This is a genomic window from Delftia tsuruhatensis NBRC 16741, from assembly GCF_001571325.1.
In the GTDB taxonomy this organism is placed as follows: domain Bacteria; phylum Pseudomonadota; class Gammaproteobacteria; order Burkholderiales; family Burkholderiaceae_C; genus Comamonas; species Comamonas tsuruhatensis.
In genome coordinates this window covers 1-18,517 of the sequence record NZ_BCTO01000043.1, presented here as the reverse complement: position 1 = coordinate 18,517, position 18,517 = coordinate 1, and the positions used below count along the sequence as shown (strand labels likewise).

Sequence of the window (18,517 nt, the reverse complement as noted above, 5' to 3'; positions counted from 1 at the left end):
CCGGGGCTCGGCCTGCCCGCCATGGGCAGGGTCTCGAAGGCGGCAGGACCTGCGAAGGTTCAGGCCGCCTTTTCCACATGCCCCTGGCGGGTGTAGAGGAAATCGATCACGGCCTTGCGGCACTGGCGGTAGAGGTCGTCCTCGGCCAGCGCCACGCGGTTGCGCGGGCGGGCCAGGCCGACCTGCAGCACCTCGCCGATGGTGGCGGCCGGGCCGTTGGTCATCATCACGATCTTGTCGGACAGCAGCACGGCCTCGTCCACATCGTGCGTGACCATGACCACGGTGCTTTGCGTGCGCGCCACGATCTCCAGCAGCTCGTCCTGCAGCTTGGCGCGCGTGAGCGCATCGAGCGCGCCGAAGGGCTCGTCCATCAGCAGCACCTGCGGCTCCATCGACAGCGCGCGCGCAATGCCCACGCGCTGCTTCATGCCGCCCGATATCTCGCCGGGCCGCTTGTGCGCGGCATGGGCCAGGCCCACCAGTTCCAGCGCGGCCAGGGTGCGGGCCTTGAGCTGGGCGCGGCTTTCCGTGCGGCCATAGACGCGCTCCACGGCCAGGTGGATGTTGCCCTCGCAGGTCAGCCAGGGCAGCAGCGAGTGGTTCTGGAAGACCACGGCGCGCTCGGGTCCCGGGCCCTTGACCTCCTTGTTGGCGCACAGCAGCACGCCCGTGGTGGGCGTGGTCAGGCCCGCGATCAGGTTCAGCAGGGTGGACTTGCCGCAGCCCGAGTGGCCGATCAGCGAGACGAACTCGCCCCGCGCAATGGTCAGGTCGATATTGCGCAGTGCTGGAAACAGGCCCTTGGCGGTCTTGAAGCTCTGCTCCACGCCCTGGATCTCGATGAACTTGGACGATGCATTCATGCCTTCACCTCTTCGAACGTAAATGCCGTTGCCAGCTTGACCAGGGCCATCTCCAGCAGCAGGCCCACGATGCCTATCACGAAGATCGCGATGATGATGTTCTTGACGTTGAGGTTGTTCCACTCGTCCCAGACCCAGAAGCCGATGCCCACGCCGCCGGTGAGCATCTCGGCCGCGACGATGACCAGCCAGGCCGTGCCCACGGCCAGGCGCACGCCGGTCAGCATGTAGGGCAGCACGGCCGGGAACAGGATGGTGGTGGCGATCTTCCACTCGCTGAGGTTGAGCACGCGCGCCACGTTCATGTAGTCCTGGGGCACGCGCTGCACGCCCACGGCGGTGTTGATGAGCATGGGCCAGATCGAGCAGATGAAGATGGTCCAGATGGCCGCCGGGTTGGCGCCCTTGAAGACCAGCAGGCCTATGGGCAGCCAGGCCAGCGGCGACACCGGGCGCAGCAGGCTGATCAGCGGGTTGAACATGCGCGACAGGAAGTTGAAGCGCCCGATCACGAAGCCGGCCGGAATGCCGACCAGGGCCGCCAGGCCGAAGCCCACGGCCACGCGCTGCAGCGAGGCGAGCACGTTCCAGCCCACGCCCTGGTCATTGGGGCCGTTGCGGTAGAACGGGTCGCTGAAAATCTCCACCGCCTGCTGCCAGGTCGCCAGGGGCCCCGGAATGCTCTGGCCCGAGCCTGCGGCCACCAGGGACCACACGCCCACGAGCAGGCCGAGGCCGCACAGCGGCGGCAGCACGGCCAGCCAGAAGGCGCGCGGCAGCGCCGCCCAGTCGCGCGCAGGGGCGGGAGTCCTGGGCGTTGCCGGTGCAGCCTGCATGGCCGGGACCGGGGATGCAGCGGTGGGGGAAGCCGGCGCAGGCGGGGCGGCGGCGGTGGAGGACTCTGCCGGGAAGTGGAAGACGGCGCTGACCATGGTGTGTTCCTCGGTGGGATGGGTCTTCAAAGGGGATCTCTCAGGCCTTGAGGGCGAAGCTGTCCGCGTACTTGCGCGGGTCCTTGCCGTCCCAGACCGTGCCGTCCATCAGCTTGCTGCTGCGCATCTCGCCCTTGGGCAGCGGGGCCTTGGCGGCGGTGGCGGCCTGCTGGTAGATGTCCAGGCGGTTGATGGAGCGGGCCACGCCCAGGTAGTCGGGGTGGTCCTTGAGCAGGCCCCAGCGCTTGTGCTGGGTGAGGAACCACATGCCGTCGGACAGATAGGGATAGCCCACGCTGCCGTCGCCATAGAACTTCATGTGGTGGGGGTCGTCCCAGGTCTTGCCCATGCCGTCCTGGTAGCGGCCCAGGATGCGCTGGTTGATGGCGTCCACGCCGGTGTTCACATAGGCCTTGCCGGCAATGGTGTCGGCCATGCGGGTCTTGTTGGCCAGGCTCTCGTCGATCCAGCGGCCGGCCTCGATGATGGCGGCCGTCACGGCGCGTGCCGTATTGGGGTTCTGGCGGGCAAATTCGGCCGTGGTGCCCAGCACCTTCTCGGGATGGTCCTGCCAGATGGCCTGGGAGGTGGTGGCCGTGACGCCGATGCCGTCCATGATGGCGCGGTGGTTCCAGGGCTCGCCCACGCAGAAGCCGTCCATGTTGCCCACGCGCATGTTGGCCACCATCTGCGGCGGCGGCACGGTGATGACCTTGGCATCCTTGAGCGGGTGGATGCCGTTGGCCGCCAGCCAGTAGTACAGCCACATGGCATGCGTGCCCGTGGGAAAGGTCTGGGCAAAGGTGTATTCGCGCTTTTCGCTGGCCATCAGCTTGGCCAGGCCTGCGCCGTTGACGGCGCCCTTGTCGGCCAGCTTCTTGGACAGCGTGATGGCCTGGCCGTTGTGGTTGAGCGTCATCAGCACGGCCATGTCCTTCCGGGCGCCGCCCACGCCCAGGTGCATGCCGTAGACCAGGCCGTACAGCACATGGGCAAAGTCCAGTTCGCCATTGGCCAGCTTGTCGCGCACGCTGGCCCAGCTCGCTTCCTTGGAGGGAATGATCCTGACGCCGTACTTCTGGTCGATCCCCAGCACCGAGGCCATGACCACGCTGGCGCAATCGGTCAGCGGAATGAAGCCGATGCGCACTTCCTTTTTCTCGGGCGCATCCGAGCCTGCCGCCCAGGCGCCGTGGTGGCCCAGCTGGGTGTAGAGCGCCGCGCCGCCTGCCAGCGTGCCGGCCTGGCGCAGAAAATCGCGCCGGGGCAGTGCCGGGCCGGAGGTGAGAGGGCCTGTGGTGGGCTGGGGCGTGGACGCCATGGCGGAACTCCTTCGATCGTCGGGAATGGAACACTTGCAAACCGGCATGTCCCAAGCAAAACGGCGTCCTCTCCGGCCGCGCTGCGCGGGGAGAGTGACGCCGTTGTCCTGGGGCCCTGAATCAAGACCGGGTTCCCGGCCGCCTTTGGCCGGGATTTGCCAGAGTCAATGCAGAAACCGTGCCAGGCGGCGTTCAAGGGGGACCATGCACTCCACCGGCCTTGCCGTCCGCGCCGGGCCACCTTCTGGTGCGCGACTTGCCGCAGCACTGCACCAAGTCGGTGCTGCGCTGCAACATGGCGCGCAGCGGCCCGGGTTCATGGGGCGGGCGGCAGCAGATCGGCCATGGAAAGCACGGCCTGCGCCACTTCGGCCAGGCGGCGGTTCTGGTTCATGGCGGTCTGGCGCAGCAGCTTGTGGGCCTCGCCTTCGCTGAGCTGGCGCCGTGTCATCAACAGGCCCTTGGCGCGCTCCAGCAGCTTGCGTTCCGTCAGCGTGGCGCGCACGGTCTCCAGCTCGGCCTGCATGGCCTGCAGCCGCTGGGACTGGTCCTGCACCAGGTCCATCACGGATCGGTCCAGCTGCGGGCCCAGACGCGCGGCCGGGGGCTGCAGCCCGCCCAGCGCCAGCGTGGCGGAGACGGGCGTGATCTCCATTGCCTGCGGCGCCTGCAGCAGCGTCTGCAGGGCGGCGCGCGCATCGACAATGCAGCGCTGGCACTGCTGCTGCAGCTCGGCCGTCAGGCGGGCCTCGACGGTGTGCAGCGCATCCATGCGCCGCGAGCAGCTGTCGAACCAGGGCTCGGCCATCTCCGGCGCCAGGGGAGTGCCCGGCGCGGCCGTGCAGCCCACGCGGCGCAGGCGTTCGATCACGGCCAGCGTGGCGTCGGCCGCGCTGCTTTCTTGCCACAGGGCCAGGGAATGGGGCGGCGCGAACTCCGCAAAGACCTGAAAGCAGCGCTCCTGCGAGGCGATCAGGTGCAGCCAGTGCTGCTGGCGCGGCGCATCGCTGACGCCCGCACCAAAGGCGGCCACGCCCGTGGCACGCTCCTGGCCCGCGAATTCCTTGCCCTGCATGAAGTTGAACAAGGCCACCAGCAGGCGCGAGATGCCGGGCTCGGGTGCGCTGTCGGCCGCCTCGAACACCACGGCCAGCAGGCCTGCCACCAGCTCGATGTAGATGGCGGTGGCCGCCTCCGGCGACAGGTCGTGGCTGGCGACGCGCTCGCGCAGCGCAGGCAGGGCGTCCAGGCACTGCAGCACATGGGCGATGCGGCTGAACAGCCGCGCGCCATGGCCGGGGTGTCCCGTGGAGTCTGTTTGGCCGGGCTGCATGTCCAGCCGGTCGAAGCCGTCAAGCGCCGCCGCGGCAATCCGGTCGCACTCGGCCATCTGCGCCAGCCGTGCCTCGCCGCCATGCGCGCCCGCGCTGGCCAGAAAGACGTTGGACAGGCCGCGCTCCTTTTGCAGCGCATGGATGAGGCGGCTGAGCAGATCCACCAGTGCGCTGGTGCGCTGCAGTTGCTCCAGCTCGCCGATTTCGCACTGGCGCGCGGCCACAAGAAAGTTGAGAGCGGTTTTCATGGGGGACGGGTCCTGTCTGCCTGCGTTGATGCAATTCCCATGCCGGGCCTGCCGTGGCGCAAAAGGACAAGTAGAAGCAAGGCGCAGGGTTTGATAGAATTTTTCTAACGTTTTGAAATCGTCGATACAAATTTGGACGCGCGAATGTGTCGAATATTTGCCGGGCACCCTTCAGGAAAAAGCCCGGCTTTCCGGCACACACGACACCCATGGCATAGCCATCCACAAGATCGGGCTGCGCAATGCGGCAGCGAGGCTGAATCAGCATGAGCTTGCAATATCACGAGAAGATCGGATGTCCCCCGTGCGCTGGCGGTTCATGACCCAGGCGGTGTTGCGGCGGACTGCTGTGCGCCGGCGTGGCCCGTCCCTGGCTGCGCTGCTGCTGGGCCTGGCGCAGTGCCGGGCACTGGCGGGGGGCGAGCTCCTGGCCGCATCGGCGCCATCCGATGGCCAGGGAAGCTGGGCCGCGGGGTGGAGCGCTTTCGGCCTGTGGGGCGCCATTCCCGTTCTGATATTCCTGCTGGTTTCGCTGGTGGTCCATGTGCGCCTGCGCGAGAAGGCTCAGCGCCTGACGCAATCGCTGCAGCAGACCAATGAAAAGCTGCTGCGCGCCAATGTGAAGCTCAAGCGCATCGCCTTCAGGGACCCGCTGACCGGCACGGCCAACCGGGCGCTGCTCGAGTACCGGCTTGGCCGGGCGATTGCGCGCGCCGACAGCTCGGTGGAGCAGCCAGGGCCCGGCGGACCGGTGCGCGTGGGCCTGCTGTACATCGATCTGGACGGATTCAAGCCCATCAACGACGTGGAGGGCCATGCCGCAGGTGACGCGCTGCTGTGCCAGGTGGCCGTGCGCCTGAACCGTATGACGCGCAAGTCGGACACGCTGGCGCGCGTGGGGGGCGATGAGTTCGTGCTGCTGCTGGGCTGCCTGGCATCGGAGGACGATGCCGTGGCCATGGCCGGCCGGGTGCAGAAGGTTTTGGGTCAGCCCTTCGATCTGCCGGGAAAGTCCATCTCCATCGGCAGCTCCGTCGGCGTGGCCATCTATCCCGATCATGGCCAGAAGGAAAAGCTCATGGCGGCGGCCGACCTCGCCATGTACACGGCCAAGCGCGCCGGCGGGAATTCCTGCGCCATCTTCAAGGAAAGCATGCGCAAGGATGTGGCCGTGCAGTTCGACCTGCAGCAAGCCCTGCGCCGCGCCGTGGCAAGCCAGCAGCTGGTGCTGTTCTACCAGCCCAAGATCGATGCCCGCACGGGCCGCATCCGCAGCGTGGAGGCGCTGGTTCGATGGAACCATCCCCGATTCGGCCTCATCAGCCCCCGCGTGTTCATTCCGCTGGCCGAGCGCTTCGGCCTGATCAGCGAGATCGGCGACTGGGTCATCGACGAGGCCTGCCGCCAGACTGCCCAGTGGACGCGCCAGCGGCGCTTCATGCGCGTCTCCATCAATATTTCGGGCTATCAGCTCTTTCAGACGCGGCTGGCGCAGTACATCGGCGAAGCGATCGAGCGGCACCGCATTCGGCCCGAGCAGCTGGTCTTCGAGATCACCGAGTCCGTGGCCATGGAGGACGACAAGACCACCATGGCCGTGATTGCCGAGTTGACGGGCATGGGCGTGCAGATTTCCATCGACGACTTCGGCACCGGCTACTCCAGCCTGGCCCTGCTGCGCCAGCTGGGCGCCGACGAGGTCAAGATCGACCGCAGCTTCGTGCGGGACGTGGCCATCAAGAGCGACGCGCGGGCCGTGGTCGATGCCATCGTGCGCCTGGCCCATGCGCTGGAGCTGCGCGTGGTGGCCGAAGGCGTGACCGACCAGCAGCAGCGCGAAGTGCTTCAGACGCTGGGCTGCGACGAGCTGCAGGGCTTTTACTTCGCTCGCCCCATGAACGCCCAGGCGCTGATCGCCAGCGAAATCTGGACCTCCGACGGCATCGAGCCCGTGCAGTTCTCGCGCTCGTCATACCTGGACAACCTGTAGCGGCCCGCCGGCCCCGCAACTGCCCGCCGGCCAGGGGCCATTGACGCGGGCGGCCGTGCGCCGCGCCCGCAGGTTCTACACTTCAGTCCCATGAGTTTGCTGATTCTGGGGATCGAATCCTCCTGCGATGAAACCGGCGTGGCCCTGGTCGAGGCCCCCGATGGCACGGGCGTGCCCAGGCTGCTGTCCCATGCGCTGCACAGCCAGATCGACATGCACCGCGCCTATGGCGGCGTGGTGCCGGAGCTGGCCAGCCGCGACCACATCCGCCGCGTGCTGCCGCTGACCGAAAGCGTGCTGGGCGAGTCCGGCCGCACGCTGGACCAGGTCGATGTGATCGCCTTCACGCGCGGCCCCGGCCTGGCCGGCGCGCTGCTGGTGGGCGCGGGCGTGGCCTGCGCCATGGCTGCGGCGCTGGACAAGCCCGTGCTGGGCGTGCACCACCTGGAAGGCCACCTGCTGTCGCCCTTCCTGAGCGCCGATCCCCCCGAATTCCCCTTCGTGGCCCTGCTGGTCTCGGGCGGCCACACGCAGCTGATGCGCGTGGACGGCGTGGGCAGCTACGCCATCCTGGGCGAGACCATCGACGACGCGGCCGGCGAGGCCTTCGACAAATCGGCCAAGCTCATGGGCCTGCCCTATCCGGGCGGCCCCGTGCTCTCGCGCCTGGCCGAGGGCGGGGACGCGCAGGCCTTCAAGCTGCCCCGGCCGCTGCTGCATTCGGGCGACCTGGACTTCTCGTTCGCCGGCCTGAAGACGGCCGTGCTGACCCAGGCGAAGAAGCTGGGCGATGACCTTGAGGCGCGCAAGGCCGACCTGGCCGCCAGCACGCAGGCGGCCATCGTCGAGGTGCTGGTCAAGAAGACGCTGGCGGCGCTGCAGCAGACCGGCATGAAGCGCGTGGTCGTGGCCGGCGGCGTGGGCGCCAACCGTCTGCTGCGCGCCCAGCTGGATGCGGCCTGTGCCAAGCGCAAGCTGCGCGTGCACTACCCCGAGCTGCACCTGTGCACCGACAACGGCGCCATGATCGCCATGGCCGCCGCCATGCGCCTGCAGGCAGGCCGCGAAATGGCGAACAGGCACTACGCGTTCGACGTCAAGCCGCGCTGGCCGCTCGATTCGCTGGCCTGATGGTCCGGGGCCGCGTGCCCGGCCTGCACTGCACGGCAGGCGCAAAAAAAGCCCGGCGCGGGCCGGGCTCTGGAAACGGGCTGTCACCTTGCCAAGAGGATGGAAGAAAGGATGGTTGACAGCCCGGGTGCACAAACGCGCTGACCGTGACCGGACTTACTGGATGCTCAGCATGGTGGCCTTGCTCTGGGGTTCCAGGCGGGCCAGGGACAGCGTGAGCACGCCGTTTTCCAGCTTGGCGCTGCTGGCGGCCGTGTCGATTTCATGGTCCAGCTCCCAGGCGCGCTGCACCTGGCGGGGCGCGCCCTCGACGCTGGACAGACGGACCACGGCGCCTTCGATGCTCAGCTGCAGCTGCTCGCGGGACAGGCCGGGCACATCCAGCTGCAAGGTCGTGGCCTTTTCATCGCGCTGAACCTGCACCGACGAGAGCGAAGGGGCCGCGTTGCCCAGGGTGCCTTGCAAGAAGCGCTGCAGGGCCAGATCGGCGGCTTGGGGAGCGAAGGCGTTGCGGCGGAGAACAGGCGTGAAGATCATGGTGGGTTGGCTCCTATAAACTGCGCGGCTTCATCGAAGTTGTCGCCGCATGGAGCCTAGTTAAGCGGTGTTGAACGCATTTCAAGAGGAAAAAGCCATGAATAAATTGCGCCGCAAGGTCTTGAAAAGCGGCGCCATGGCGCTATTTGCGGCGCCCGCGCTGCTGGCCCGGGCGTCAAGCGGACACGACCGGCCCGTGTCGCCGCCGCGCGGCGAGCCGATACGGCTGGCGCTGATCGAAAGCCTGTCCGGCCCCTTTGCCAACACGGGCGAGGCCGTGTTCCGCAACCTGCTGTGGGCCGCCGAGCGCGTGAACGCGCGCGGCGGTGTGCTGCTGCCGGCCGCGCAGGGCGGCGCCCGGCCCCTGGCCATCGAACGCCATGACAGCAAGGGCCAGAACGAGGAGGCGCTGTCTGCGCTGCGCGCAGCCATCGACGGCGGCGCGCGCGTGGTCATGCAGGGCAATTCATCGGCCGTGGCCGCCGTGCTGGTCGACGCCATTGCCAAGCACAACGAGCGCGATCCGGCCCGGCGCGTGCTGTACCTGAACTACTCGGCCGTCGATCCTGCGCTCACCAACGAGCGCTGCAGCTTCTGGCACTTTCGCTTCGACGCCCATGCCGACATGCGCATGGCCGCGCTGATGCAGGTGCTGCGCGAGGACGGGGCCGTGCGCAGCGCCTACCTGATCGGGCAGGACTACAGCTTTGGCCAGGCCGTGCTGCGCGAGGCACGGCGCCAGCTGGCCGCGCAGCGGCCCGATGTGGCCATCGTGGGCGACGAGCTGCACCCCGTGGGCCGCGTCAAGGACTTTGCGCCCTATGCCGCCAAGATCAAGGCCAGCGGCGCCCAGGCCGTGATCACGGGCAACTGGGGCAACGATCTGATGCTGCTGGTCAAGGCCGCGCGGGAGGCGGGTTTTGACGGCCGCTTCTACACCTTCTACGGCAATGCGCTGGGCGCGCCAGCCGCCCTGGGCGAGGCCGGCGTGGGCAAGGTGCTGGCCGTTGCCGACTGGCTGCCCAACGTGCCGGGGCCCGACAGCCAGGCCTTCTACAAGGCATTCCGCGAGCGCTTTCCCAGGCCGGCCGATGACTATGTGCACATGCGCATGCAGCTGATGATCGAGGCCCTGGCCCAGTCCATGGCGCGCGCGGGCAGCACGGACACCGTTGCCGTGGCGCAGGCGCTGGAAAGCGCGGACGTGACCCTGGCCGGACGCAGGGGCCGCATGCGCGCGGCCGACCACCAGTTCCAGCAGGCGCTGGTGGTCGGCGTCATGGACAGGCAGGGCGCGCCCGGCGTGCCCTTCGATGTGGAAGGCTCGGGCTACGGCTTCCGCGTGGTGCGAGAGATCGAGGCCGCGCGTGCCGAGCAGCCCGCGATGTGCCGCATGCGCCGGCCCTGACCGCCTCGACGGTTTGGATGGCCTGGATCAGCGGCCCATGGCTGCCGCGACTTCCTGGCCCAGCTCGATCACGGACAGCGCGTAGTAGCTGGACCAGTTGTAGCGCGTGATGGCATAGAAGTTCTCCGTGCCCGCGATGTACAGCGGCTGGCCCTGCGCGCCGTTTTCCAGCTTGACCAGGGCCAGCGGCCCCGGGTGCGCGGCGCCGTCGCCTGGCAACTGCACGCCGCGTGCGGCCATCTCGTCGGCCGTGAACTGGGGAAGGATGTCGGGCGCCAGCAGGGCGGCCAGGTCGGCGCCCTGGGCCTGCATGATCACCGGGTAGTGGGTGGGCATGCCGCTTTTCCAGCCATGCGCGACAAAGTAGTTGGCCACCGAGCCGATGGCATCGGCCGCGCTGCCGAACAGGTCGATGCGGTCGTCGCCGTCGAAGTCCACGGCCCACTTCACCCAGCTGCTGGGCATGAACTGGCCCATGCCCATGGCGCCTGCGTAGCTGCCGCGCAGCGAGAACGGGTCCGTGCCCGCACGGTGGGTGAAGCGCAGGAACTGCTCCAGCTCGCCACGGAAGTACTCGGTGCGCGCCGCAGCGCGCGGGTGGGCGGCAGGGAAGTCGAAGCTCAGCGTGGCCAGGGCGTCCATCACGCGGAAGTTGCCCATCTGCTGGCCGTAGATGGTCTCCACGCCGATGATGCCGACGATGATTTCGGCCGGCACGCCGTACTGCTTTTCGGCACGCGCCAGCGCAGCGGCATTGGCCTGCCAAAAGCGTGTCCCGGCACGTATGCGCACGGGCTCGACAAAGCGGCTGCGGTAGACGCCCCAGTTCTTGGCCGTGCCCTGGACGGCCGGCGTCATCAGGCGCGGCACCTGGGGCAGAAAGCGGGCCTGGGCGATGGTCTCGCGCACCCAGTCCACCGGCAGGTCGTGGCGCATCGCAATGTCGGCGGCCATCTGCATGGCTTCAGGCCGTTCGCCGTAGGGCGTGCTGCCCTGCACGGTCCTGGCCACGGCGGCGCCGCCAGCGGCCGTAGCGGCGGCAGCAGCGGCCGTGCGCTTTTTCGTGGAAGGTTTGGCCGTGGACTTGGCGGCAGTCTTGGCTGCGCCGGTCTGGGCGGGCGCCGGCTTGCTGGCCAGCGCGCCGCAGGGCAGGGCGGCGGCCGCAAGCAGCAGCAGGGCGGAGGGGATCAGTCGTTGCTTGGTCATGGTGTGCTTGTCGTGGGGCCGGCAGCGGCGGCTTGTGGCCGTGGCTGCGGAGTGCGTGGCCAGTCCAGCGCCCGCCATTGGCGTCGCAGGGCGGGCAGGCCGGGGGTGTCGGGTGCGGATGAGGATGGGGATGGCCGTGCGTAGCGCTGGCGCTCCATGCCCAGGAGCCAGTCGTGAAGGGCCTGGGCCGCCTTGGCATCGTCCCGGCCCCAGCGGTCCATGACCTGGGCTGCCAGCGCACGTGGGGGCAGGCTGGCGTCGGCGTCCAGGCCGATGCGCCGCAGCCGGGCGCGGGTCCTGTCCATGAGGCGCAGCCATTCGTCGCGGCTGGTGCGCTGGGCGCGGGCCATCCAGGCCAGCCACGCCAGCGCGGCCACGCCGGCCAGCGCGCCCAGCAGGCGCAGCATGTCCACCCACGAGGGCGATTGCACGCCCAGGTTCTTGAGCAGGTCCAGCTGGCGGCTTTGCGTGTAGTTGAGCACCCACTGGTTCCAGCCGTTGTTGACGGCCTCCCACACGGCGCGCATCTGCTGCAGCATGCCCACGCCCACGAAGTTGCCCATGGCTCCGGCGATGGCGCCCTGCGGCGCGCGCAGGCGCTGGAACTCGCCCACGCGCGACGGGGCCACGGCGCCGGTGGGGTCGATGCGAACCCAGCCCTCATCCTCCAGCCACACCTCGGTCCAGGCATGGGCGTCGGCGTTGCGCACGGTCCAGTAGCCGTCGACCGGGTTGCGCTCGCCACCCTGGTAGCCGGTGACGATGCGGGCAGGCACGCCCATGCCGCGCATCAGCACGGCGAAGGCGGAGGCGATGTGCTCGCAAAAGCCCTCTTTGCTGTCGAACCAGAAGTCATCGGCCGTGTGCACGCTGTCCACCACGCCGGGCTCCAGCGTGTAGGTGTAGCCGCCCTTGCGCAGGCGCGCCAGCGCGGCCTGCACCCAGGCGCGGGGCGTGGCATCGGCCAGTTGCGGGTCGGCACGCATCTGCCGGGCCAGTTCCAGCGTGCGCGGGTTGCTGCCTTCGGGCAGCTGGGTGTAGCGGCGCAGGCCGCGCGTGGGCTTGAGCGGGCCGTAGCTGAACTGCACATGGCTTTGGGCGCTGATGCGCACCACGTCGGTGATGGGGCGCCAGGTCAGCCATTGCAGCTGGGGTGTCATGCGGGCGGTGCCCATGCCCTGGGGCAGTTCGGGGGGCTGGGGCGTGGCGTCAAGCATGGTCAGCCAGGGGCGGCGGCTGGGCTCTATGGTCATCTGGTAGCGCACGCCTTCGCCCGAGACGCGCAGCTGGGCGCTGTCCAGCCCGGCCTCCGTGTCCATCTGCCATTCCTGGCCGTCGAAGCGCGACAGCACGGGGCCGCGGAAGTACAGGGTGTTGGCCGGTGGCGGGGCGCCGTCGGGCGTGTCGAAGCGCAGGCGCAGTGCGATGTTCTCGTCCAGCACCAGCGAGGCCATGGAGCCCACGCGCATGTTCTCCGACAGGCCGCTGCGGCCCGCCAGGTCGTTGCCCGGCACGCCCCACAGCGGGGCCATGCGTGGAAAGAACAGGAACAGCGCCACCATCACCGGCGTGCCCCATAGCGCCAGCAGGGCTGCCGTGCGCAGCGCCTGGGTCAGCGGCGGCCGGCCGGCGGTCATGTGGGCATTGACCAGGGCCGTGAGCAGGCCCAGCAGGCCCAGCACCATGGCCAGGGCCAGCAGCAGGGACTGCGAGTAGAAGAAGTTGGCCAGCAGCGCGAAGAAGCCCAGGAAGAACACCACCATGGCGTCGCGCCGGGCGCGCAGCTCCAGTGTCTTGAGCGCCAGCAGCAGCACGATCAGCGTCACGCCCGCATCGCGCCCGACAAAGGTGCCGTGCGAGACCCAGGTGGCGCCCAGGGCCAGCAGCAGCAGTCCGCCCAGCAGCCAGCGGCCGGGCAGGGGCTGGCCACGCCAGGCCAGCAGGGCGCGCCACAGCAGCAGGCCGGCCACGAAGACCATGGTCCACCAGGGCGTGTGGGCGGCCTGGGGCATCAGCACCCAGGCCACCACGGCCAGCAGGAACAGGGTGTCGCGCGCATCGCGGGGCAGGGCGGCCAGGCGCTGGCGCCAAGTGGCCGCAGGCTGCGCAATGGCTTGGAAGGAGGAGGGCATGGACGTGCGATTCATGGGCAGGCCGCCAGGGCTTCCAGGCAGAGCGTGGCATGGGCCGGGCCCTGGTCGGGGGCGATCTCGCGGCCGTCGGGCAGGCGCAGGCCCCAGGTCAGGTCCTGCTGGCGCGCGGCCAGCACCCAGGCGGTCAGGCGGCTGAGGCGGGCCTCGGGGTCGGCCAGGCCGGTGGCCTTGGCATCCAGCCACAGGCGGTGCTGCTGGGACAGCGGGCGGTCGCGGCTCACCAGCTGGTTGCTGCCCGTGGCAAAGGCCTGTGCAGCCTTTTTCCAGACCACCAGCTTGAGCGGATCGCCGCGACGGTAGGCCCGCACACCGTCGAACTCGTCGCCGTGCCGCGTGGCAGCCGCGCTGCGGCCGCCGGCATCGGCGCTGGCCGGTGGCAGGGGCGGCGGATTGTGCTCGGGCGCCGGGTAGATCCAGGCCTGCGTCTGTGCGCGCCACAGCGCCCAGACGCGGAAGGTGCCCAGCGGATAGCGGGTGGCCGCCGTGATCGTGGGCAGCGGCTGCCGTCCCCGGCGCAGCGGCGTGAAGGCCAACTGTGCCGTGGTGCTGCCCTGTGCCGGTACATCGATCCAGGTCCAGTCGGTGGCCGGGACATCGCCCTGCACGGCCAGGCCTATGCCCCAGCGCGTGCTGCGGCGGCTGTTGTGCAGCACCACGTCGAAGCGGCAGGGCTGGCCGGCAAAGCTGCCGGCCGGCGGCAGCAGGTGCATTGCCAGGCCGCGCAGGTTGCCGTGGCCGACCACCATGCCCGCAGCCGCGCTTCCGGCCAGCAAAAAGGTCAGCAGGTAGCCCAGGTTGAGCTGGTAGTTGATGGCCGCCACCAGCAGCACGCACAGCGTCAGCGCCAGGGCCCAGCCTGCGCGCGAGGGCATGATGTAGACATTGCGCTGGGTCAGCCTGAGGCTGTCGGTGCGCGGCAGGCGGGCATGCCACCACTGGCGCACGCGCCGCGCAGGAGACCAGCGCTGGCGCAGCGATGCCCCCGGCTGGGCGGCGCCGGGCGAGGACGCGGGAGCGGCCGGCATCAGCGCAGCGCCACGGCGTCCAGCATGGCGCGCACCTGCTCCACGGCACCCCGGCCGCTGGAGCCTATGGGCACCAGGCGGTGGGCGGCCGTCTGCGGCAGGATGGCCTGCACATCGTCGGGCGCCACGTAGTCGCGCCCCTCCATCAGGGCCACCGCCCTGGCCGCGCGCAGCAGCGCAATGCCCGCGCGAGGCGACAGGCCCTGCACGAACCACTGGCCCGAGCGCGTCGCCTCCAGCAGGTCCTGCACATAGTCGAGCAAGGCATCGCTGGCATGGACCTGCAGCACGGCGGCCTGCAACTGCTGCAGCTCGTCCGTGGCCAGCAGCGGGAGCAGTGCATCGGCCTGGGCGCGCCGGCCATTGCCGGACAGCAGGGAGCGCTCGGCCGCGCGGTCGGGATAGCCCAGGCTGATGCGCATCAGAAAGCGGTCCAGCTGGCTTTCGGGCAGCGGGAAGGTGCCCAGCTGTTCCTGCGGGTTCTGCGTGGCGATCACGAAGAAGGGCTCGGGCAGGCGGTGCGTGCGGCCTTCGGACGAGACCTGGCGCTCTTCCATGGCTTCGAGCAGGGCGCTCTGTGTCTTGGGGCTGGCGCGGTTGATCTCGTCGGCCAGCAGTACCTGGGCGAAAACGGGACCTGGATGGAAGACGAAGGACTCGCTGCTGCGCTCATAGATGGACACGCCGGTGAGGTCGCTGGGCATGAGGTCGGCCGTGAACTGCACGCGCGAGAACTGCAGCCCGAAGCTGTGCGCCAGCGCATGGGCCAGCGTGGTCTTGCCCACGCCGGGAACGTCTTCCAGCAGCAGGTGTCCCCCGGCCAGCAGGCAGGCCACGCTGTCGCGGACCTGAGCCGGCTTCCCTACAACCACCGTGTTAAGCTGATCCAGAAGCGCCTTGATCTTGTGTGTAGCTTGCATGGCGCGACGTTATCCTAAAAAAAACATCGCGGAGACATCACTGTGGGCAAGACGGGTTATTTCACCCATAGGGAGTGCTGGCGGCATGAGATGGGGCCGGGGCACCCAGAGTGCCCGGCCCGGCTGGACGCCATCGAGGACCGGCTGCTGGTGACCGGAGTGGCCGATGCGCTGGAGCGGCACGAGGCCCCCCAGGCCTCGCTGGCCGACATCGAACTGGCCCATGACCGCATGCATGTGGCCGCGCTGCAGGGCCTGACCCAGCGCCTCATCGAGGAGCAGCAGGCCGGCGGCCCCGAGTACTCCCAGATCGACACCGACACATCCATCAACAGCCACACCTTCTCGGCCGCGCTGCATGCGGCCGGTGCCGCGCTGGCGGCCACCGATGCGGTGATGGCCGGCGAGCTGGAGAACGCCTTTTGCGCCGTGCGCCCTCCCGGCCACCATGCCACCCGCCACCAGGCCATGGGCTTTTGCTTCTTCAACAACGTGGCCGTGGGCGTGAAGTACGCGCTCAGCCGCCACCACCTCAAGCGCGTGGCCGTGATCGATTTCGACGTGCACCACGGCAATGGCACGGAGGACATCCTCTCCGGCGACGACCGCGTGCTCATGTGCGGCATCTTCCAGCACCCCTTCTATCCCTTCAGCGGCGACCAGCACCCGGCCGCCAACATGGTCAACGTGCCGGTGGCCGCCTATACCAAGGGCATGGACATCCGCGAGATCGTCGAGATGATGTGGATCCCGCGACTGGAGGCCTTCAAGCCCGAGCTGATCTTCATCAGCGCCGGCTTCGACGCCCACCGCGAGGACGACATGGGCCAGCTGGGCATGACCGAGCAGGACTTCACCTGGATCACCTCGCGCATCAAGGACATTGCGCGGCGCTTCTCCAAGGGGCGTATCGTCTCCTGCCTGGAAGGCGGCTACGTGATGGGGCCGCTTGCGCGCAGCGTGGAAGCGCACGTGCGCGTGCTGGCCGACCTCTGAATCCGATCTGGAGCACCATGAACGCGAGCACCCATCCTTCTGAAGCCAGCCCCCTGCTCGACGTGCAGCGCGACGCGCGCGGCGTCGTGCGGCTCACGCTCAACGATCCGCAGCGCTTCAATGCCCTGGGCGAGCAGATGCTCACGCAGCTGCAGCAGGCGCTGGACGATGTGGCGCGTGACGAGTCGGTGCGCGTGGTCGTGCTGGCTGCAGCCGGCAAGGCCTTTTGCGCCGGACACAATCTCAAGGACATGGCGGCCCATCCGCAGCTGGACTACTACCAGAAGCTGTTCGCCCAGTGCAGCCGCATGATGCTGTCCATCCACCGGCTGCCCGTGCCCGTGATTGCGCGCGTGCACGGCATTGCCACGGCGGCGGGCTGTCAGCTCGTGGCCCAGTGCGATCTGGCCGTTGCTGCGCAGGCGGCGCGCTTTGCCACCAGTGGCATCCACTATGGCCTGTTCTGTGCCACGCCCAGCGTGCCCTTGGTGCGCAATGTGCCGGCCAAGCAGGCCATGGAGATGCTGCTCACGGGCGACTTCATCGACGCGCAGCAGGCGCTGGACCAGGGCCTGGTCAACCGCGTGGTGGCCGAGGAGGCGCTGGACGATGCGGTGGAGCACTTCGTGCAGTCCATCGTCAGCAAGCCCCGCGCGGCCGTGGCCATGGGCAAGGCCCTGGTCTACCGCCAGCGCGAGATGGGCATCGAGGCCGCCTACCAGCTGGCCGGCCAGACCATGGCCGCCAACATGATGGATGCCGACGCCCAGGAGGGCGCCCAGGCCTTCGCCGCCAAGCGCGAACCGGCCTGGAAGACGGGCCGCTGACCGACCTGCATGTAGGCCCCGGTCCGGTTGGCCTGTCCTGGATCTGCGCGATGATGGCGGCCTGCACCCTTGCGGCGGAACGGCCCTGATCCATGGACATCTTCGACAAGCTCATCAACGACTTCCAAAGCTCCAGCGCCTGGCTGGAGTTCTCCGTTCTCATCGGCTGCCTGCTGTTGGCCTACGGCGCCATGCGCGGCCTGCATGCGCGCTACGGCCATCTGAACGATGGCAAGCCCTCCGTATGGATTGGCCGCCATGCGCTCGATGGCGCACTGTTCCCGCTGCTGGCGCTGGTGCTGGTCTTCACCAGCCAGGAGATCCTGGCGCGGTTTTCCACGGTGTTCTGGTTGCGCGTGGCCGTGTCGCTGCTGGTATCCCTGTCGGTGATCCGCTTCGTGGCGCGGGTGCTCAGCCGGACCTTCCCCCACTCCACCGTGGTGCGCCTGATCGAGCGCATTTTTTCCTGGCTGGCCTGGGGCGCGGCGGTGCTGCACAGCATCGGCCTGCTGCCGCAGGTCATGGAGGAGCTGGAGGCCCTGCAGTTCAACATCGGCAAGACGCCGGTCAGCCTGCTCAACCTGATCGAGGGCACGCTGTCGGCGGGCCTGATGATGGTGGCCGTGCTCTGGCTGTCCACGCTGTTCGAGCAGAAGGTCATCAACCAGTGGGTCAGCGACCTGTCCATGCGCAAGGTGGCCATGAACATCACGCGCAGCGTGCTGATCCTGGTGGGCCTGCTGGTCTCGCTGTCCATGGTGGGCGTGGACCTGACGGCGCTGTCCGTCATGGGCGGCGCCATCGGCGTGGGCCTGGGTTTCGGCATGCAGAAGATCGCCTCCAACTACGTCAGCGGCTTTCTGGTGCTGATCGAGCGTGCGCTGCGCATCGGCGACAACGTGCGCGTGGACGGCTTCGAGGGCCGCATCACCGACATCCGCACGCGCTACACCATCATTCGCGCGCTCAACGGCCGCGAATCCATCGTGCCCAACGAGACGCTGATCACCCAGCGTGTGGAGAACCTCACCGGATTCGACGTCAAGTTCGGCCTGTCCACCAACATCGTCGTGGGCATGGACAGCGATGTGGAGCAGGTGCGCGGCATCCTGCTCGAAGCCGCAGCCGCGCAGCCGCGCGTGCTCAAGACGCCCGCGCCTTCGGTGGCTCTGGTCGACTTTGTGGAGCAGGGCCTGCAGTTCAGTCTCAGCTACTACATCAACGACCCGCAAAATGGCCAGGGAAATGTGCGCTCCGAGGTCAACCTCGCCGTACTGCGCGGCCTGCGTGCCGCAGGCGTGAGCCTGCCGGTCCCCAGGCAGGTGGTACAGATCACCGAACGCGGGGGCGTGGTGGCCCAGGCGGCAGAGAAAAGCAGCTAGGATTATTCCTAGGTGCATACCCTGAGTTCAGGCTGTTCCCCTGCAGGAAATCTCAATGGTCGTGCTTAAAATGGCACGATCGTTCTTTTTTGTGAGCGCGCATGCGGCCCTCGGCCGTGAGGGAAACCTGCCGCAGCTGCTGCAGCGCCGCATACAATGATTTCGGTTTACGTAAACGTCAATCTATCAATCAATCAGGAGCCGCTGCAATGAAGGTTTTGGTCCCGGTCAAGCGCGTGG

At 68.5% G+C, this 18,517-nt stretch carries 15 protein-coding genes; 6 read left to right on the top strand and 9 right to left on the bottom strand.

The window, feature by feature from the left end:
* Positions 1 to 59 precede the first annotated feature (59 nt).
* The 4 genes from DTS01S_RS20345 to DTS01S_RS20330 form a co-directional block, all read right to left on the bottom strand.
* The gene (locus tag DTS01S_RS20345; protein WP_061288608.1) at positions 60 to 866 is read right to left on the bottom strand and encodes an ABC transporter ATP-binding protein; all 807 of its coding nucleotides are present in this window, start codon (positions 864 to 866) and stop codon (positions 60 to 62) included.
* Positions 863 to 1,798: a nitrate ABC transporter permease gene (gene ntrB / locus DTS01S_RS20340; protein ID WP_026062885.1), complete on the bottom strand. Its 936-nt coding sequence runs from the start codon at positions 1,796 to 1,798 to the stop codon at positions 863 to 865. Before ntrB ends, DTS01S_RS20345 begins: the two co-directional genes overlap by 4 nt.
* A gap of 40 nt (positions 1,799 to 1,838) precedes the next feature.
* Complete coding sequence (locus DTS01S_RS20335) at positions 1,839 to 3,119, bottom strand: CmpA/NrtA family ABC transporter substrate-binding protein (protein ID WP_017407365.1); 1,281 nt, start codon at positions 3,117 to 3,119, stop codon at positions 1,839 to 1,841.
* A gap of 317 nt (positions 3,120 to 3,436) precedes the next feature.
* Positions 3,437 to 4,702: a nitrate regulatory protein gene (locus tag DTS01S_RS20330; RefSeq protein WP_017407366.1), complete on the bottom strand. Its 1,266-nt coding sequence runs from the start codon at positions 4,700 to 4,702 to the stop codon at positions 3,437 to 3,439.
* 295 nt (positions 4,703 to 4,997) lie between these two features.
* Between DTS01S_RS20330 and DTS01S_RS20325 the strand changes: the two genes are divergently transcribed.
* Complete coding sequence (locus DTS01S_RS20325; RefSeq protein ID WP_016453792.1) at positions 4,998 to 6,692, top strand: putative bifunctional diguanylate cyclase/phosphodiesterase; 1,695 nt, start codon at positions 4,998 to 5,000, stop codon at positions 6,690 to 6,692.
* A gap of 90 nt (positions 6,693 to 6,782) precedes the next feature.
* Positions 6,783 to 7,823 (top strand): tRNA (adenosine(37)-N6)-threonylcarbamoyltransferase complex transferase subunit TsaD, encoded by a 1,041-nt coding sequence (gene tsaD, locus DTS01S_RS20320; RefSeq protein ID WP_016449712.1) that lies wholly within the window; start codon positions 6,783 to 6,785, stop codon positions 7,821 to 7,823.
* Between the two features lie 156 nt (positions 7,824 to 7,979).
* Here tsaD and DTS01S_RS20315 read toward each other — a convergent pair whose 3' ends face one another.
* Positions 7,980 to 8,360 (bottom strand): Hsp20/alpha crystallin family protein, encoded by a 381-nt coding sequence (locus tag DTS01S_RS20315; protein WP_016449711.1) that lies wholly within the window; start codon positions 8,358 to 8,360, stop codon positions 7,980 to 7,982.
* 97 nt (positions 8,361 to 8,457) lie between these two features.
* Here DTS01S_RS20315 and DTS01S_RS20310 point away from each other — a divergent pair, with 97 nt between their 5' ends.
* The gene (locus tag DTS01S_RS20310) at positions 8,458 to 9,768 is read left to right on the top strand and encodes a branched-chain amino acid ABC transporter substrate-binding protein (RefSeq protein ID WP_061288606.1); all 1,311 of its coding nucleotides are present in this window, start codon (positions 8,458 to 8,460) and stop codon (positions 9,766 to 9,768) included.
* A gap of 27 nt (positions 9,769 to 9,795) precedes the next feature.
* Here DTS01S_RS20310 and mltB read toward each other — a convergent pair whose 3' ends face one another.
* The 4 genes from mltB to DTS01S_RS20290 are packed head-to-tail and all read right to left on the bottom strand — an operon-like array spanning position 9,796 to position 15,072.
* A complete protein-coding gene (mltB, locus tag DTS01S_RS20305; protein WP_026062736.1) occupies positions 9,796 to 10,974 on the bottom strand; it encodes a lytic murein transglycosylase B in 1,179 nt (392 codons plus the stop codon).
* Positions 10,971 to 13,121 carry a transglutaminase family protein gene (locus DTS01S_RS20300; protein ID WP_017406775.1) on the bottom strand — a complete coding sequence of 717 codons (2,151 nt, stop codon included), beginning with the start codon at positions 13,119 to 13,121 and terminating at the stop codon, positions 10,971 to 10,973. The genes mltB and DTS01S_RS20300 overlap by 4 nt, the downstream gene beginning before the upstream one ends.
* Positions 13,118 to 14,152 carry a DUF58 domain-containing protein gene (locus DTS01S_RS20295; RefSeq protein ID WP_017406774.1) on the bottom strand — a complete coding sequence of 345 codons (1,035 nt, stop codon included), beginning with the start codon at positions 14,150 to 14,152 and terminating at the stop codon, positions 13,118 to 13,120. Before DTS01S_RS20295 ends, DTS01S_RS20300 begins: the two co-directional genes overlap by 4 nt.
* A complete protein-coding gene (locus tag DTS01S_RS20290; RefSeq protein WP_016449706.1) occupies positions 14,152 to 15,072 on the bottom strand; it encodes an AAA family ATPase in 921 nt (306 codons plus the stop codon). The genes DTS01S_RS20295 and DTS01S_RS20290 overlap by 1 nt, the downstream gene beginning before the upstream one ends.
* A 90-nt stretch (positions 15,073 to 15,162) precedes the next feature.
* Between DTS01S_RS20290 and DTS01S_RS20285 the strand changes: the two genes are divergently transcribed.
* The 3 genes from DTS01S_RS20285 to DTS01S_RS20275 all read left to right on the top strand — a co-directional run bounded on the left by DTS01S_RS20285 (position 15,163) and on the right by DTS01S_RS20275 (position 18,277).
* Positions 15,163 to 16,068, top strand: coding sequence for a histone deacetylase family protein (locus DTS01S_RS20285; protein WP_017406772.1), 906 nt, complete (start codon positions 15,163 to 15,165; stop codon positions 16,066 to 16,068).
* Between the two features lie 17 nt (positions 16,069 to 16,085).
* On the top strand, positions 16,086 to 16,895 hold the full coding sequence (locus DTS01S_RS20280; protein WP_016449704.1) for an enoyl-CoA hydratase: 810 nt from the start codon (positions 16,086 to 16,088) through the stop codon (positions 16,893 to 16,895).
* A 92-nt stretch (positions 16,896 to 16,987) separates the two neighbouring features.
* A complete protein-coding gene (locus DTS01S_RS20275) occupies positions 16,988 to 18,277 on the top strand; it encodes a mechanosensitive ion channel family protein (RefSeq protein WP_017406771.1) in 1,290 nt (429 codons plus the stop codon).
* Positions 18,278 to 18,517 lie beyond the last annotated feature (240 nt).